At 55.5% G+C, this 14,785-nt stretch carries 15 protein-coding genes and 5 pseudogenes; 13 read left to right on the top strand and 7 right to left on the bottom strand.

Annotation, left to right across the window (positions count from 1 at the left end; all coding sequences use genetic code 11):
* Positions 1 to 184: 184 nt before the first annotated feature.
* The gene (locus tag ACFOFO_RS07560) at positions 185 to 424 is read right to left on the bottom strand and encodes a hypothetical protein (RefSeq protein WP_390324422.1); all 240 of its coding nucleotides are present in this window, start codon (positions 422 to 424) and stop codon (positions 185 to 187) included.
* Between ACFOFO_RS07560 and ACFOFO_RS07555 the strand changes: the two are divergent.
* The 7 genes and pseudogenes from ACFOFO_RS07555 to ACFOFO_RS07525 all read left to right on the top strand — a co-directional run.
* Positions 305 to 803, top strand: a pseudogene (locus tag ACFOFO_RS07555) (IS30 family transposase); the annotation flags it as partial. The gene ACFOFO_RS07560 and the pseudogene ACFOFO_RS07555 overlap by 120 nt on opposite strands.
* A gap of 98 nt (positions 804 to 901) precedes the next feature.
* On the top strand, positions 902 to 1,075 hold the full coding sequence (locus tag ACFOFO_RS07550; protein ID WP_390324424.1) for a CsbD family protein: 174 nt from the start codon (positions 902 to 904) through the stop codon (positions 1,073 to 1,075).
* A gap of 304 nt (positions 1,076 to 1,379) precedes the next feature.
* A complete protein-coding gene (locus ACFOFO_RS07545) occupies positions 1,380 to 1,694 on the top strand; it encodes a hypothetical protein (protein WP_390331285.1) in 315 nt (104 codons plus the stop codon).
* 333 nt (positions 1,695 to 2,027) lie between these two features.
* Positions 2,028 to 2,525, top strand: coding sequence for a hypothetical protein (locus tag ACFOFO_RS07540; protein ID WP_390324427.1), 498 nt, complete (start codon positions 2,028 to 2,030; stop codon positions 2,523 to 2,525).
* Entirely contained in the window at positions 2,525 to 2,902 is a 378-nt protein-coding gene (gene tnpB, locus ACFOFO_RS07535) for an IS66 family insertion sequence element accessory protein TnpB (RefSeq protein WP_390331284.1), read from the top strand. The genes ACFOFO_RS07540 and tnpB overlap by 1 nt, the downstream gene beginning before the upstream one ends.
* A 14-nt stretch (positions 2,903 to 2,916) precedes the next feature.
* Positions 2,917 to 4,515, top strand: a complete 1,599-nt coding sequence (gene tnpC, locus ACFOFO_RS07530; protein ID WP_390331286.1) for an IS66 family transposase — start codon at positions 2,917 to 2,919, stop codon at positions 4,513 to 4,515.
* Positions 4,516 to 4,546: 31 nt separating this feature from the next.
* Positions 4,547 to 4,797: pseudogene (locus tag ACFOFO_RS07525) on the top strand (integrase core domain-containing protein); the annotation flags it as partial.
* Positions 4,798 to 4,908: 111 nt separating this feature from the next.
* Here ACFOFO_RS07525 and ACFOFO_RS07520 read toward each other — a convergent pair.
* The 3 genes from ACFOFO_RS07520 to ACFOFO_RS07510 all read right to left on the bottom strand — a co-directional run bounded on the left by ACFOFO_RS07520 (position 4,909) and on the right by ACFOFO_RS07510 (position 8,548).
* Positions 4,909 to 5,565 carry a glutathione S-transferase family protein gene (locus tag ACFOFO_RS07520; RefSeq protein WP_390324430.1) on the bottom strand — a complete coding sequence of 219 codons (657 nt, stop codon included), beginning with the start codon at positions 5,563 to 5,565 and terminating at the stop codon, positions 4,909 to 4,911.
* Positions 5,566 to 5,832: 267 nt separating this feature from the next.
* Positions 5,833 to 6,765 carry a diguanylate cyclase gene (locus ACFOFO_RS07515; protein ID WP_390331283.1) on the bottom strand — a complete coding sequence of 311 codons (933 nt, stop codon included), beginning with the start codon at positions 6,763 to 6,765 and terminating at the stop codon, positions 5,833 to 5,835.
* Positions 6,766 to 8,176: 1,411 nt separating this feature from the next.
* Positions 8,177 to 8,548 carry a hypothetical protein gene (locus tag ACFOFO_RS07510; protein ID WP_390324435.1) on the bottom strand — a complete coding sequence of 124 codons (372 nt, stop codon included), beginning with the start codon at positions 8,546 to 8,548 and terminating at the stop codon, positions 8,177 to 8,179.
* A gap of 255 nt (positions 8,549 to 8,803) precedes the next feature.
* On the opposite strand from ACFOFO_RS07510, the gene copC reads away from it, so the two are divergent.
* The 4 genes from copC to ACFOFO_RS07490 all read left to right on the top strand — a co-directional run bounded on the left by copC (position 8,804) and on the right by ACFOFO_RS07490 (position 12,444).
* Positions 8,804 to 9,172: a copper homeostasis periplasmic binding protein CopC gene (gene copC, locus ACFOFO_RS07505; protein WP_390324437.1), complete on the top strand. Its 369-nt coding sequence runs from the start codon at positions 8,804 to 8,806 to the stop codon at positions 9,170 to 9,172.
* The gene (locus tag ACFOFO_RS07500; protein WP_390331281.1) at positions 9,173 to 10,108 is read left to right on the top strand and encodes a copper resistance D family protein; all 936 of its coding nucleotides are present in this window, start codon (positions 9,173 to 9,175) and stop codon (positions 10,106 to 10,108) included.
* A gap of 443 nt (positions 10,109 to 10,551) precedes the next feature.
* On the top strand, positions 10,552 to 11,121 hold the full coding sequence (locus tag ACFOFO_RS07495; protein ID WP_390324442.1) for a DUF4337 family protein: 570 nt from the start codon (positions 10,552 to 10,554) through the stop codon (positions 11,119 to 11,121).
* A 72-nt stretch (positions 11,122 to 11,193) separates the two neighbouring features.
* The gene (locus ACFOFO_RS07490) at positions 11,194 to 12,444 is read left to right on the top strand and encodes an ISL3 family transposase (protein ID WP_390331279.1); all 1,251 of its coding nucleotides are present in this window, start codon (positions 11,194 to 11,196) and stop codon (positions 12,442 to 12,444) included.
* Between the two features lie 258 nt (positions 12,445 to 12,702).
* On the opposite strand, the gene ACFOFO_RS07485 is transcribed toward ACFOFO_RS07490, so the two are convergent.
* The 3 genes and pseudogenes from ACFOFO_RS07485 to ACFOFO_RS07475 form a co-directional block, all read right to left on the bottom strand.
* A complete protein-coding gene (locus tag ACFOFO_RS07485; RefSeq protein WP_449369368.1) occupies positions 12,703 to 12,930 on the bottom strand; it encodes a DUF3734 domain-containing protein in 228 nt (75 codons plus the stop codon).
* Positions 12,910 to 13,026 (bottom strand): annotated as a pseudogene (locus tag ACFOFO_RS26580) (patatin-like phospholipase family protein); the annotation flags it as partial. The gene ACFOFO_RS07485 and the pseudogene ACFOFO_RS26580, both read right to left, overlap by 21 nt.
* An 88-nt stretch (positions 13,027 to 13,114) precedes the next feature.
* Positions 13,115 to 13,345, bottom strand: a pseudogene (locus ACFOFO_RS07475) (patatin-like phospholipase family protein); the annotation flags it as partial.
* Between the two features lie 175 nt (positions 13,346 to 13,520).
* Here ACFOFO_RS07475 and ACFOFO_RS07470 point away from each other — a divergent pair.
* Positions 13,521 to 14,267 carry an acetoacetate decarboxylase gene (locus ACFOFO_RS07470; protein WP_390324445.1) on the top strand — a complete coding sequence of 249 codons (747 nt, stop codon included), beginning with the start codon at positions 13,521 to 13,523 and terminating at the stop codon, positions 14,265 to 14,267.
* 33 nt (positions 14,268 to 14,300) lie between these two features.
* Positions 14,301 to 14,384: pseudogene (locus ACFOFO_RS07465) on the top strand (SDR family NAD(P)-dependent oxidoreductase); the annotation flags it as partial.
* Positions 14,385 to 14,785: the final 401 nt, after the last annotated feature.

Genomic DNA, 14,785 nt, shown 5'->3' with positions numbered 1-14,785 from the left:
TTGGCCTCCAGATACTCCCACTAAATTCCATCGTCAGTTGCACTTCATAGTTGAATCCGCGCACCAATATCGCAGGTAATGCGTTAAGGGCGACATAGAAAACAAATACGGCAGACGACAATGAAACAGCAAACCCTGGCGATGGCGGCGGCTCGTGCCGCATACAACGCCGTTTGCTTACCGCTTACGTGTCAGCGATTAAAAAGAAAAGAAGGGTCGCACTTGCCAATGGGCGATTGAGGTGCGCGGACCAAGGGCGACTTGAACCCCCGCCGGTACCCGACAACGCCATGGCGGCGAGCATCCGCGTGGCGAACTCAAACGTGAGCTGATCGCCTGCCTGCGCCATCACAATCAGGTGCACAAACCACGCAGTCGTGGCACCGATCGCCGTGGCAAGATCGCCGATATGCAAAGCATCCATATCCGGCCCCCTGAGATCGAGGATCGTCTCATCCCCGGTCACTGGGAGGGCGACCGGTCAAGGGCGAAGGCAACCGCTCATCGGTCGGCACGCTGGTCGAACGCACGCCCCGCTTCGTGGTGCTGTCCAAGATGGATACTGCGACCACCAAATCGGTCAATCGCGAACCAGCCGCGCTGCGCAAATCGATGATCTACGCCCATGGCCGCGAAATGCACCGCCATAAAACACTCACCGCGCGCACCGGGGTGCAGATCTACTTTGCCGACCCGCACAGCCCCTGGCAGCGCGGTTCTAACGAAAACACCAATGGCTTGCTGCGCCAATATATGGCGAGGGCTCAGACCTGTTCGTTTACTCCCAGGACGAATTGGATGCTTCTCGCGTATTGCTCTTTTGAAATTCTAAAATGTGAACGAGCGGACACCGCCGAAGTCTAATTAATAAGAAATTTCTCAACCTGAATAGGAGCTGGCAATGAACAAAGATCAAGTCAAAGGCGCCGTCAAAGATGCGGCCGGTAAGGTGCAACAAAAAGTTGGCGAGGTCGCCGGTAGCAAAGAGCAGCAAGCCAAGGGCCTAGAGAAGCAGGTCGAGGGGCAAGCACAGAAAACGGTCGGTGACGTCAAACATGCAATCAAGAAACCATAAGCACGGCAGAGATTATAGAGAAATAGACGGCGGGTACCCCTGCCGTTTTTTTGTGTCCGATAGAAACCGGCAGTATCTTAAAAATGCCAACTATTAGTTTCAAGCATCCACGGCGGCCATGGAGACATAAGAACGAATAACCATGAAAAATCTCGCGACCAAATTAAAGTTGGGCGCCTTAGGTAAGTTGAGGAAGGTAACCGCAGATGACAAAAATGGACATGATCTGGATCGCAGTTGCGAGCATGCTTCACCCTGAAACCAGCACCTCCAAGCTGTCAGTCGCGGTCAAATCGAAGCACAGGTGGCGAAGCTCTTCGGTCCATCGATCACGCCGATCACGCCAGTCATGATCGAAAGGCATTTGGTCAGCTCGGAAGACCGGCAAGCGGACAAGGCAAATCCCCATCGCGGAGGCAGTCGAAACCGGTATCTGTTCAAGACTGTCGATGGAAACGCGGCGTCGCGCGATGGGAGATTTCGCCCGTACAAACAGGTCGATGCCAAGCATGATGGAGAGGATAAATCTGGACCTGCACATCCCGATCCCGTGGCCATTGACGGTGCCTATCGCTACCTTATAGGGTGTTACAAAGACCAGTATGTCGCGTCCGTGTAGCAAAGGTCGGGTCAATCAGCCGCCCAACATTGGGCTCACCGGGACCACCCGCCCTTCGGGTGGTCCCGGAGGGCGGTTAGCCCATATTGCACGGCTGTTTTTGAGAAATGCGAGCGGTCGATAGGGGGCGATCTGAGACATTGGCACTCAATTCGTTGCTGTTGCTATTTTTGTCATGACAGGAGGCGCTGATGTCGTCCGAGCATATTGAGGAGTATGAAATCGAGTATGCGGCGTGTTATTGCCAAGTGGCGATGGCTGGACCGCGCATGGGGCAATCTATCCGTCGCCGAATCCGATACACAGAAACTGTATTTTTGAAGGAGAACGATCTTGAACAACAGAAACAACCTTTCCGCAGTTTCCACTTTGCTGCTGGTCCCAGCACTCGCATTGCCCACCGGGAACGCAGCCGCGCAGGACGCAACGAGCGTCGCCGGCACTTATACCCCCGTCTTGGCCACGTCGTTCGGCGACAATCCGCGCGGCCAGCTGATCCTAGGGTCTGACGGCCACTATTCGCTCAATCTCGCACGCGCGACACTGCCGAAGATCGCCGCGGGTGCGCGAGGCAAGGGACCGCGGAGGAAAACAAGGCGATCGTCGGGGGCAGCATCTTCGCGGGTGTCATCGGCGGCGTTTTATCGCTGGCGCAGTCAATTGGGCGGGCCAGTCGATGCGGTGGCGCAGGCGGCCAGTTTCATCGACGCTGGCGTCCTGCCGCCGATGCGCGATGCGCAGCCGGTGATGCAGGGCGAATCGGCCAGTGCGGCGCTGGACGTTCGGCTCGACCTGGGTCATGGCCTGGTCTTGCACATCGTGAGGCGCTGATGTTCTTCCCAGAGGGACAAATCCTCGTGTTCGTGTACGGCCGGGCGGTCAGCATGCGCCTGTCCTACGATGGCTTGTACGCGTTGGCCAAACACACGATGAAGCTCGATCCGCTATCGGGCAATCTGTTTGCCTTCATCAACCGGCGCGCCAATCAAATCAAGGAGCTGTATTTCGATCGCAACGGCTGGTGCGTTTGGGCAAAGCGACTCGAACAGGGCCGCCTGCTGAGCAACTGGGACACGGTGGGCACTCGCGAAATGGATTGGACCGGTCTGAAACTTCTGCTGGAAGGAATCGAGCCGAAACGGGTGCGGCGACGCTATCAAAAACCGGCTCACGCGCTGCAAAATGTCAGCACAAAAGCGGGCGCATGAAATACGATTTCCACATGCCATCCCATCTCGATTCCGCCCAGTCCACGCACGCAGAAGCGCCCGCGCTGACGGCTTCCCAGCTGGTCGATCTGGTCAGCAAGCAGGAACGCGAGATCGTCAATCTGCGCCGTCAGGTCGCGTGGTTCCAGCGTCAGATCTTCGGCCAGAAAAGCGAAAAGCGGCATCCGGAGCCGGAGGGTGTGCAAGGTGTGCTGGGCGTCGGTTTCGATGCCGTTCCAGGCACGCCGCTGCCTGCTAAGAAAACGGTGGTGGCCGGCCACGAGCGCGAACGCAAGCCCAAAAATCCGAACGATGGCGCCGACGAATCGACCCTGTTCTTCGACGAGAAGCGGGTGCCGGTGGAAGTGATTGCTGTGCCCAACCCGGACATGGAACTGCTCAAGCCTGACCAGTACGAGGTGATCGGCGAGAAGGTCACGCACCGCCTGGCGCAGCGCCCCGGCAGCTATGTCGTGCTCAAGTACGTGCGTCCCTTGATCAAGCGGAGCGACACGCAGGCGCTGTCGTGCCCGCCCGCGCCCGTCGGCGTGATCGAGGGCAGCCGTGCCGACGTCAGCTTCGTCGTTGGCATGGTGATCGACAAATTCGACTATCACTTGCCGCTATACCGCCAGCACCGCCGGCTGGACGATGCCGGTGTCAAGGTCAGCCGGCCATGGCTGACACAACTGATGCAATCGACCGTGGCGCTGCTCGAACCAGTGTACGACGCGCAGCTCGATTCGATACGCGCCAGCCGTGTCAAGGCGATGGACGAAGTGCCGATCAAGGCCGGCTGCGCGAGCCCCGGCAAGATGAAGACCACCTATTTCTGGCCGATATACGGCGAACGCGACGAGATTTGCTTCACGCACTCGCCGAGCCGGGCGGGTGACCATGTGCGCGACGCGCTCGGGCTGTCGCCGCCGGACAAGGCCGTGCTTCTGAGCGATGGTTACTCGGCCTATTCCAGTTACGCCAAGCAGGTAGGCCTGACGCATGCGCAGTGCTGGGCGCACGCGCGCCGTGAAGTGTACGAAGCAAAGGACATCGAGCCGGTGCCGGCTGAAACGGCTCTGGCGTTCATTGCCGTGCTATACGAGGCGAAAGCCCACATTCGCAAGAACGAACTGAGCGGAGCGCACAAGCGCGCCCGGCGCCAGGCGCATGCCAAGCCGGCGGCGGAACGCTTCTTCAAATGGATCGACAAGCATTTCGAAGCGCAAGGCTTCCTGCCCAGCAGCCCGTTCACCAAGGCGCTGAACTACATCCGCGAGCGACGCGCCGGACTGGAGGTCTACCTGGACGATCCCGATGTCGCGATCGACACCAACCACCTTGAACGGGCGCTGCGCGTTATTCCAATGGGTCGCAAAAATTGGATGTTCAGCTGGACAGAACTGGGCGTCAAGCGTATCGGCATCGTCCAGAGCTTGCTCGTGACATGCCGCCTGCACGATCTCGATCCTTACGACTACCTGGTCGACGTCTTGCAGCGCGTGGGCCAGCACCCCGCATCACTGGTCGAGCAACTCACGCCGCGCGTGTGGAAGACGCTGTTCGCTACTAACCCGCTGCGATCTGACTTGTACAAACGCGACGAACGTCGGTAACGTCAATAACGCCGTCTGCTCACCGCTTACCGGCATGTGCTCGTCCATGAGCCGCAAAGGCAATTGCTGGAACAACGCCTCGACTGAAAGCCTGTGGGGGTCATTGAAGACCGCTCGCACCTTCACGGCTGACGATTTGAAACTCGTCGAGCCGCCATGGACGAAGTCATCGACTGGCTCGCGTTCTACAATCATCGAGGCCTGCATTCGACTTGGGGCTACCTCAGTCCGATGAAGTTCGAGGAAAAATGGCTCGCCAGTCAGGTCCGGCTGGCGGAATAATGTGCCCGGCTAAGGGATACGGAAAACAGGGGCAAGGTCATTGACGACATGACCGCGGGTGTCATAACCGAACGGTTGTGACACCTTGCCTACCAGCAGCACGGGGCCTTGTTAGTCGCGATCCGGAGCGCCAAGCGGAAAGAAATGGCGATAGGGACGTGCTTCATCGATTGTCCGTGCGACCGACGGCCGTGCATTCAGGCGATCACGATAGGCGCGCACGTTGGAGAAAGCATCGCCGATGGGGTGAACCCAGTCCGCGTAGAACAAGGCCGGAGCCGCGGAACAGTCGGCAAGGCTGAAACTATCACCGGCCACCCATTCGCGGTTCTCCATCCGGCGCTCTAGCCAGGCATACGCCGTGTCGAGGTTCGCGCGAGCACGTGCCACCGCATCGGCGTCGCGTTTCTCTCCGCGCAGCGCGTCGGAGACGATCGCCTGCATCGGAGTGTGAACATAGTTGTCGAAAAAGCGATCGGCGAACCGCACATCGAGCGCAGCCGCCGCATCAACCGGGACCAGCCGTGCCGAACCCGGATGATGCAGGTCCAGATATTCGATTATGATCGTGGACTCGATTACCGACTTCTCGCCATCAACTAGGACAGGAAACTTCTTGAACGGCCATAGCCGTTCAAGCTCAGCCGCCGAGGCCGCATCGCCAAGGTCAACCACGTGGAACGTGAACGGTGTGTCGTTCTCGTAAAGCGCAATCATCGCCTTCCAGCAGTATGAGGCGAACGGGTGAGCATAGAGGGTCAGCGTCATTCCAGGGTGCTCCTATCCACTTGCAACTAGCAACCGATCGTATGTTATACACACCGATCCTACTTTGCAAGCAGTGGACGGAGGTCAGAGTGGGTAACGTCAATAACGCCGTCTGCTTACCGCTTACCGTGACCGTACCCCAATAAACACTTCCGTACTAGTGACGGGGGAGCAGGTCAACGAGCCGCGAATCAATATCTTGACCTCGAGTTCGATCCAGGCTTGAACGTCCGATTTGGAGAAGTCTACCGCACCAGTAACGGCTTGCTATCCTTGGATTGGTGACGATGTGGTGGCGGACATGACCCGCCGTTTCCCCGCTTTCTTGGCTTGATACATTGCACCATCGGCGAGACGGAGCAAATCTTTGCTTCTGCCACCGCACTCGGGATACGCTGCAACCCCGATGCTGGCGGTAATGTTGACCGTAGCATGGTCAATTGCGTATGGCGCGGAGACCGTTTCGACTAATTTTTCCGCAACCTTCATTGCTGTTTCCCCACATGCCCCTACGAGAACAACAGCGAACTCATCGCCTCCCAATCGTGCAGCAACGTCTGATTCTCTGATTCCCGCTTTAAGTCGCTTGGCGACCTCTTGCAACAATCGGTCTCCGGTTGCATGACCGTGTTGGTCATTGATGGTCTTGAACCCGTCAAGGTCAATATAGAGAACGGACAGATGCGTGCCATTTCTTTCGCAAACGGACAGCTGCTGATTCAAGATTTCCTTGAATAACGCCCGATTAGCAAGTCCCGTTAGAACATCATGGTTTGCCTGATGCTGAGCGTGCCGCAGCATTTCGGACGCTTTTAGAAGGGCCTTGCCGACTTCGTCTGCCTCTCTCACATGAAACGGAGGAATGACTACGTCTTTGCCCGAACCTAAAGCAAGTGCTGGTTCCGTCAACCCTCGGACTGATTGTGCGATTTTTCCGCCAATCAGCCACGTCAAACCAAGGCTGCTCGCAAGCAAAGCGATAGTGGCCAAGATCAGCCAACCAAGCGTTTTGTGTAATTCAGCAGTCAAATCTTTGGCTGGAATACCTATCGCAACCGTCCAATTTGACACGGTAGAGCGGCTAAAGACCGCCAATACAGATATTCCTTCTTTTGTAATGGCATCAACTGCGCCTTCGCTATCTTCGGCCATCCCTCGGAGTAAGTCGGGTGTGCCTTTTGTTCCGAGAAACCGTTTCATTTCGTGCGTTCGGGCGATGATGGTACCGCTACCGTCTAATATTGCCCCAATCCAGCCCGGAGGAAGATGTTGCTGCGCTAAGAGGTTCGCCAACAAGCCCGGGGAAATGCCTGCGCTCAGGTTATAGATGTGCTTGCCATTCCGACGGACAGGAATCCCGATAGCAATTATCGGTTTATCGCTTACGCCCCCTACAAACAGCTCAGAAATCACCGGTCCGTTGGTTGCAGCAAGGCGTCGCAGCTGGGTAGAATTGCCGTGCGGGGGGAGCGCCTCGCCGAATGGGCGAACCGTATTGACATACTGCTTCCCGGACGGGGCGGCCAACACTATGTTGTTGGCTGACTGCTGAGGACATCCTGCACTTGGACAGAGAATGCGGACAGGTCGTTTGCAGTTAAAGAAGGCGAAGTGGCAAGTGCACGCAATGTTGCCTCTACGCTCGCGAACTCCTTGTCAACCAGGGATGCCATTGTCCGAGCAGTTGCCACTGAATTGGAAACAAGTTGCTCGCGCGCCCGATGATAGTCATACGAAATGAGAATCACAGCCATCAACGCGGCTGGAAAAACACAGGCCGAAACCAATACCGTGAGGCGGGCCCGGATTGACGGAATAGAACTGAAGGTCATATTTGGCACGGGAAGAAGCTCCGGGTCTGAGCATCGCAATAGGTATTTTGGACGGTAGGATACTACGCGCCCGAGTATTTTGGCCTGCGCGTGCCTATCCAATTACTTCCGATGAATTGGTAGGCCATTGAGTTTCGGCTTCACCCCCGTTGTCCGCACTCGCCTTGCGCAACCTGGACACAGCCCGAACTGGCGCTTATTATTTTGTGGCTCCGTTCGTAGGATCTGCAGTTTCATTGATATTGCAGGCGATACGCCGGGCACTGGGTTTTGGCTTGCAGAAGCGCTAATGGGCGCTGGTATCTGGCTGCATGTGACAGAAAAGCACACGCACCAGGATACTCATGTGCCGATGACCCATGCGAATAAACAGACACATGATGAGCATTACCAGCACAAGCATGATTTTCCATGGGGATAGCGAAGAGCGACATGGGCACCCGCACCCGATGGGACGCGACCCCAACAAGGCGTTCGGGTGGCGTCGGTCGCATAAGCCTACCGAAAAAGTGTTTTGGAAGACATTTCAGGGCAGGTGGCGTCGGTCACCCACACAATCGCAGCGGCATGCTGCTGCTCGTCCAGCTGTTAGCGCCGGTAGCGAATTGACCTAAATGCCGAAACTAAACTAACCCTTGCCAAAGCCTACCAATCCCAGTGCTGGCAACAGTTTGTAAGCCATGTGCCTGCGTCAACGAAATTCCCGCGCCTAAGCGAAAATGCGTTGGCGCCAACAGGTTCCGGCTTTTTCCCCGGCGGGATGGTTGGCGCATAAGCGATTATTGAACTACCTGCACCTTCTCGATGAAGTATTCGGTCTCGCCGAGACACGATGTAGGCACACCTTTGTGCTGGGCATAAGTAAGCACCACACGGTTCCCAGCGTTCGCAAGTAGTTGCTGGGCAACAGCGTCATCACGGACTGTGAATATGAATTTTTCGGGCACAGCGCCGGGCACTGTAGTCAGCAATAATTCTCCTTCCCAGGTCTTGCAAAGCCATCCTTTTTTTGAGAACTTTTGCATGTAGCCAGCTCGTTCGCCGTTCGAGTAGGACCAATGGAGCGATATCCAGGTGTAGGCAGCAAACAGAAGCAATACTGCTCCCGTGAGAGCAAGGGGAATGAAGATTATTCGGCGTGAAGTTGGCATACATTTCCTATTATTGTTAAACCTCTGTTGATTATCTCCCGACTATTTAGATGCGCGAATATAAATGAGTCGGGCGAACCACTGTTCGGTCCGGAATTGCCCGCGAGACTGCGGGTTAAGCCCAAAAGTAAAGACGGGTACCGAGATAACGCACGTTAACGCCAAAGCAGTTAAACTGGCGCCTCCAGCAAAGGCTTCAGGTTAATGTTCGCAAGTCGTGCGGGCACGACCATTATTCACCAAAGAGAGTATTCCATGAATCGGTTGCACAGACTCCTTCTCACTGCGCTAGTTGCCGGGATGGCTTTTGTAAGCGAGGTTGCTTGGGCACATGCAAAACTTCAAAACGCCACCCCTGCTTCCGGAGCGACGCTCGAATCTCCTCCGCGGGAAATTTCCCTGCATTTCAACGAAAAGCTCGAAGGCGCATTCAGTTCGGTGAAGGTTACCACTAGCGCCGGCCAAAACATTGGTGCAGCCACGTCACATCTAGACTCAGTCAAGCCTTCCATACTAAGGCTTGACCTACCAAGTTTAAAACAAGGTACCTATGGCGTGCACTGGGCTGTAGTGGGGCAAGACGGCCACCGCATAAAAGGCGAGTACAACTTCACGGTAAAGTGAATGACCACGGTTTCGCTGTTTCAAGGGACGTCCACCGTGCTCTTGAATGCAAGTTTGGCTTGGATGACGGGAGCATTTTTTGCACGTAATTGTTTAAGAAATTGCTCGATGAGTTGGTGTGATAAAGCGATGCGCCGGCTTGATGTCTCCGTGCTTGCCGCCGCAGGCATTTGTATCACGAGCAGTTTCTGTACGCTCTGGGCGGCAACAGCAGTAATGAACGACTCGCCCCTTTGGGATGCGCGTGACGCACTTTGGACGATGTTGACCATGACTCATTATGGACGCGCCGGACTGTGCGGACTGGTCACGCTGCTGGGGATTGGTTGCGCATACCTTGCTCGTGACAAATTGCATGACCGGCGCACCTACGATTCGGTGGTCGCAGCGCTTCTATTGATTTTTGCGTTTACGCGCGCAATCGTTAGCCACGCGGTCCACAACGGGATGTTCGAAGTGGATGTATGGTTGGAATGGTTGCACTTGCTTTTGATTGGTCTATGGGCCGGTGGAGTCATGGTTTCAGGATGGATGGTATTGCCGTGGCCTGAAATTTCCCAAAAAGTTGAATGGCGCGCTACGACCGGGTTTCTGAATGCGCTATCGCGTTCAGCGACCATTGCGTTGGTCGGCATCGCAGCAACTGGCGCGTATAACGCATATCGGGGGCTCGGGAGTTTGGACAACCTGTCTGGAAATGCCTACGGACGCGCGCTTACCATCAAGTTGTGGCTTGTCGCTTTGGCAGTCGGGCTCGGCGCGTTTAACCGATTTATTGGCTTTCCCGCAGTAGTAACGCCAGATTCGAGGGCAATCCCGTTACCTGTCGCGATGCATCGCCTTGTTTTCATTCTCCGCCTGGAATCCTTCGTTTTGCTTGGGGTGCTCATTGCTGCAGCTGCGTTATCAGGTGAAGCTCCGCCAGCCTTGTCTTGACTTGCCGTAAATTATATACAGGTAAAGACCTCACTATGGCGCGTGCTGGAAAACTAGCCTCCGACCTATAGGGGGCAAGCTTGGGTGAACACCAGCAGCAAAGTTTATCATTGCCAAAACACCAAGTATTACGGCAAGACCAAGGCTGGCGCAGACAGGACGGAAACCGATACCAAATCCACGGGCTACCACGCCGACGATGGCAAGGCATGCAGTAAAAGCCGTCACACACGCGCTCCGATGAGATTCACAGCGGATATCATCTGTACTCCGCATGACTGAAAAAATGGCTCCGAAAAAGGAGCCATTTTTTTGGCATTCCATCCATCGAACGTCATTTGAGACATAGGCCGGAGATGACCCCGGGATGTGGCGCACGGTGCGTGATATTCTTTTCTGCTACTACTGTACGCTCCGATTTCCCGCTTTTTAGAGGCAGCCCCATGGAAGAAGAATACGAAGTGCCAAGCCCGCACGAACATGAGTTTGAAGAAGCTGTTGAAAAAAAGCGGGATGGATTAACGCAAAAAATCGCATTGATGACCGCTGTTCTTGCCACTATCGGTGCGTTAATTAGCTACCAAAGCGGGAGTGCGCAGAACGAAGCGATGTTCCTCAAAAACCAAAGCATATTGAAACAAGCGGAAGCTTCGGACCAGTGGGCGTTCTACCAAGCGAAATCGATAAAGGGCCACCTTGACGATGCAGTCGCTGCCTTATCTAATACACCGGAAGTCAAGGCACGGTTTTTGGCCGACAAGGCAAAAGAGGAAAAAGAGAAAGCTGAAGTTCAGGCCGAGGCTCAGAAGCTGCAGGCGGAATCCCGCAAACTGGGAGAAGAATCCGAAGCAAAGCTTAAACCCCATGAGCGCTTGGCTCTCGCATTGACGTTCATCCAGATAGCAATTGCACTGGCAGCCATTACCGTGTTGACCAAACGGCGGTGGCTGCTTTGGGGCTCTGTGGCCGCAGCAGCAATCGGGATGGTCACGGCGATGACTGCCTTCTTTTGATTTTAGGTTGTTCAGACTTCTCTGTGGGTTCAGAGGTACGCTATCGCGCAGGTTTAGCCAAGGAGGAGCGCGATGGAAAGCAAAGATTTGTACCGCCATTTGCTCGGGTTGAGCGAGCCATGGACGGTAGAGCGAGTTGATCTGGACATGGCCAAGCAACATGTGGAGGTGTACGTTGGACACCCAAACGGGACGCGCTTTGCGTGTCCGGAATGCGGGCAAGAGTATGGGGTCTACGATCACCTGGCGACGCGGGTATGGCGACACCTGGATAGTTGCCAGTTTCTGACCTACTTGCACGCCAGTCCGCCTCGTATCTCGTGCCCGGAGCATGGCGTGCGGCAGGCGCGCTTGCCGTGGGCGGAAGAAGGAAGCCGGTTTACGCATTTGTTTGAGGTGTTGGCGATTGATCTGCTGCAAGCAGCCAACGTCAAGCGTGCTGCGCAAATCCTGCGCATCAGCTGGGACCAGGCGTGGCACCTGATGGAGCGAGCGGTATTGCGAGGGCGTGCGGGCAAAGAATCGGCGCTGCCAAGGAAAATTGGTATTGATGAGAAGGCGATTGCGAAAGGACATCAGTACATGACGTTGGTATGCGATCTGGACGCTGCGACGGTTCAATATATTGGCGAAGGCCGTACAGAAGAAAGCCTGGCAGCCTACTTCACGGCCTTCAGCCAAGAGCAGCGCGCCAAGATTGAAGCCATCAGCCTGGACATGTGGCCCGCCTATATCAATGCCTGCAAAGCGCAAGTGCCGCAAGCGGAAACGAAGATGGTGTTTGATCGCTTTCACATCATGCAACATGTGGGTAACGGTGTTGACCGTGTACGCAAGCAGGAGCACAAAGCTCTGCTGGAACAGGGCGACAACACGCTCACGCGCAGCAAATATTTGTGGTTGTACAACGCCGAAAACATGCCGGTTGCTGCGCGCGATAAATTTGACCAGATCAAGCACGGCAATCTGAAGACTGCGCGTGCTTGGGCGTTGAAGGAGTCGCTGCGGGAAATGTGGAGTTACCACAGCATGGGCTGGGCTAAACGTTTCTGGCAGCGCTGGTATTTCTGGGCGACACACAGTCGTTTGGCGCCCATGATTGAAAAGGCCAAACTGATTGAAAGACACCTGCCCAATATATTGACGTATTTCAAACATCGTATAACCAACGCTGTAGCAGAAGGATTGAACTCCAAAATTGCAACCGTACAAAAACGCGCCTGCGGGTTCAGAAACCGTGACAACTTCAAGATCGCTGTCTACTTCCACTGTGGCGGACTTGACCTGTATCCGGTTTCAATGACCCACAGAAAACCCGGATGAATCTGATTTTATGGCCGACGCAGAATTTACCTCTACGGCTCACAAGGAAGCGCCATGACTGGCGTTAGGTTGGGTTGGTTGGCGCCGCAAGAAACTCTCTCGTCGCTAGTACCGCGCGCTTCCACTTTTCAGGTATCGCGACGGTGATTAAAGGCCTAGCCGATTGAAAGCAGCGACCGGCGTTCGCATCCTGCTGTCCGGGACCGTGCAGAAGTGACCGCGATGCGGATAACGCATCCGCAGCTGGGCTTGGCGGCGTCACGATGCTGCGGGGGAGTCGACGCTGAGGCGCACAGGCGATGTTTCACCATGCACGAATTCGTGCAAAACCGTGCCGACGTGAGGGGGCAAGGGTTTTACCCAGCTCTTGTGATGCAGTGCGCGTTTGATATCGGCCTGGCCGGCGCTCCATCGTTCTGCCAGCGCAGTGATGGAAAAGTCGATGTCCTTGCTTTGGTCTGGTCCGCGCCGCGTCGCACCATCCAGAACAATGTCCATGGGACTGTTACTCACGATCCCGCCGTCCCAATAAAATCTTCCATCGATTTCGACCGGCGGAAAACCTGGCGGCAGTGCGCCGCTGAAAGCCGGCATCGGCAATCGGAATTGCCTGACTGAGATCCATGACCTTGCGGTTGCGCGTCTTGAAAAACCCGGGTATTCCTTTGATGACCGTCTCCATCGTACGTCCGGAATTTTCAAGTCGGCGAAAAAAGGCGCCAAACATTGCGAATGAAAAGAGGAACGGAGCCGTTTGTCCGACCAGGTCCCAAAATTCGCGCAATTTGCGGACGTGATGCTGCGGCGGATTTCCGGCGATAATGGCGCCATTGATCGCGCCGATCGACGTTCCTACCATCCAGTCGATGTGTGTATTCTGCGCTGACAGTTCTTCATAAATTCCGGCTTGATTTGCGTCGAGAGCTCAGCCCCCATGCAGCACCAGCACGGTTTGTCGGTTGGGTCCTCTTTCGGGAAATTCAATACGCCGGCGAGCGCCGTGGCCGCTGGCAATCATACGCGAAATGACCCTGCACCCGACAGACCGTTGGCTTACTCGTTAAAAAAGGAAAAACATGACTGAAGATGAGATCCGCCGCAATGCATTTGCAATGCCGTTTCATAACCCCGCGTTTCCTCCCGGACCATACCGGTTTGTTGACCGCGAATATCTCATCATCACCTACCGCACCGACCCGGATAAACTGCAAAAGCTGATTCCGGCGCCGCTCAAACTGGTGGAGCCGATTGTCAAATTCGAGTTCATCAACATGCCGGATTCGACCGGCTTCGGCCATTACTGCGAAGCCGGACAAGTGATTCCGGTGACCCTGGATGGCGTGGCAGGCGGATACGTCCATAGCATGTATCTGAACGATCATCCGCCGATTGCAGCCGGCCGCGAGTTATGGGGCTTTCCGAAAAAATTGGGTGAGCCGGAGTTGCGCGTGCATAAAGACACGCTGATCGGCACCCTGGATTACAGCGACTACCGGATTGCAACCGGAACCATGGGCTACAAGCATAAAACGCTCGATCCCGAGGCGGTCAGAAAATCGATGGGAACGCCCAGCTACCTGTTGAAAATCATTCCGCACGTCGATGGCACGCCGCGCATCTGTGAACTGGTGCAATATAGCTTGTCCGAAATCACGATCAAGGGCGCGTGGAGCGGGCCTGGCGCCTTGGAGCTCAATCCCCATGCGCTCGCGCCCATTGCGGACCTGCCGGTGTTGGAAATTTTGTCGGCGGTGCATGTGCTTGCAGACCTTACTTTACCATTGGGCACGGTCGCTCACGATTATCTTGCCACTCGAAAATAAAGGAATTGCATGTTATTCAAGTAAAGGCACGAGATCACCGGCGCTGCCAGCGGCATTGGCAAGGAAATGGCATGCGAATATGCGCAGGAAGGCGCCAAGGTCGTGATTGCGGACTTGATGCCGCATTGCTGATGAGAATATCAATGCCGGCGTAAGCAGTGACTGCAGCCGCAATGCCTTGATCGACCTGCTCTTCGTTGGTAACGTCCATCGCAACGCCCATTGCGGCGCCCCTGTTTCGCAATCTCGGTCGCAGTGGATCCAGATCATCAGTCCGATCGTCGAACTCACGTTTGAAGACAGCGTCGTCGGGCGGAAACAACGCCGATGTGGTCGAGGCGCTCAAGAGCGCCGACGAAGGGGGCGGGCCAGGATGAACAATGCGTTGCGCGAATGGATCGAGACGCATCGGGGCGTGTAAATAGTTTGCGTATCTGCGGATAGAAAGTGATTCCGCGGTCCGATCAACAATAAGGAGCAACCAGATGGGCCAAAGCACGATCGCCAGAGCCGCCGAA

This window comes from Pseudundibacterium arcticum (genome assembly GCF_042646465.1).
Taxonomy (GTDB): domain Bacteria; phylum Pseudomonadota; class Gammaproteobacteria; order Burkholderiales; family Burkholderiaceae_D; genus Undibacterium_A; species Undibacterium_A arcticum.
Note: the sequence above shows the minus strand (reverse complement) of the source record. Positions and strands in the feature narration are given on the sequence as shown.

Excerpts from the sequence above, each read along its gene's own strand:
- ACFOFO_RS07510 (WP_390324435.1), bottom strand. The coding sequence starts at position 8,548 with ATGCCAACTTCACGCCGAATAATCTTCATTCCCCTTGCTCTCACGGGA.
- ACFOFO_RS07470 (WP_390324445.1), top strand. The coding sequence starts at position 13,521 with ATGACTGAAGATGAGATCCGCCGCAATGCATTTGCAATGCCGTTTCAT.
- ACFOFO_RS07515 (WP_390331283.1), bottom strand. The coding sequence starts at position 6,765 with ATGAAACGGTTTCTCGGAACAAAAGGCACACCCGACTTACTCCGAGGG.
- ACFOFO_RS07495 (WP_390324442.1), top strand. The coding sequence starts at position 10,552 with ATGGAAGAAGAATACGAAGTGCCAAGCCCGCACGAACATGAGTTTGAA.
- ACFOFO_RS07560 (WP_390324422.1), bottom strand. The coding sequence starts at position 424 with ATGGATGCTTTGCATATCGGCGATCTTGCCACGGCGATCGGTGCCACG.
- copC (WP_390324437.1), top strand. The coding sequence starts at position 8,804 with ATGAATCGGTTGCACAGACTCCTTCTCACTGCGCTAGTTGCCGGGATG.
- tnpC (WP_390331286.1), top strand. The coding sequence starts at position 2,917 with ATGCCATCCCATCTCGATTCCGCCCAGTCCACGCACGCAGAAGCGCCC.
- tnpB (WP_390331284.1), top strand. The coding sequence starts at position 2,525 with ATGTTCTTCCCAGAGGGACAAATCCTCGTGTTCGTGTACGGCCGGGCG.
- ACFOFO_RS07520 (WP_390324430.1), bottom strand. The coding sequence starts at position 5,565 with ATGACGCTGACCCTCTATGCTCACCCGTTCGCCTCATACTGCTGGAAG.
- ACFOFO_RS07550 (WP_390324424.1), top strand. The coding sequence starts at position 902 with ATGAACAAAGATCAAGTCAAAGGCGCCGTCAAAGATGCGGCCGGTAAG.
- ACFOFO_RS07490 (WP_390331279.1), top strand. The coding sequence starts at position 11,194 with ATGGAAAGCAAAGATTTGTACCGCCATTTGCTCGGGTTGAGCGAGCCA.
- ACFOFO_RS07500 (WP_390331281.1), top strand. The coding sequence starts at position 9,173 with ATGACCACGGTTTCGCTGTTTCAAGGGACGTCCACCGTGCTCTTGAAT.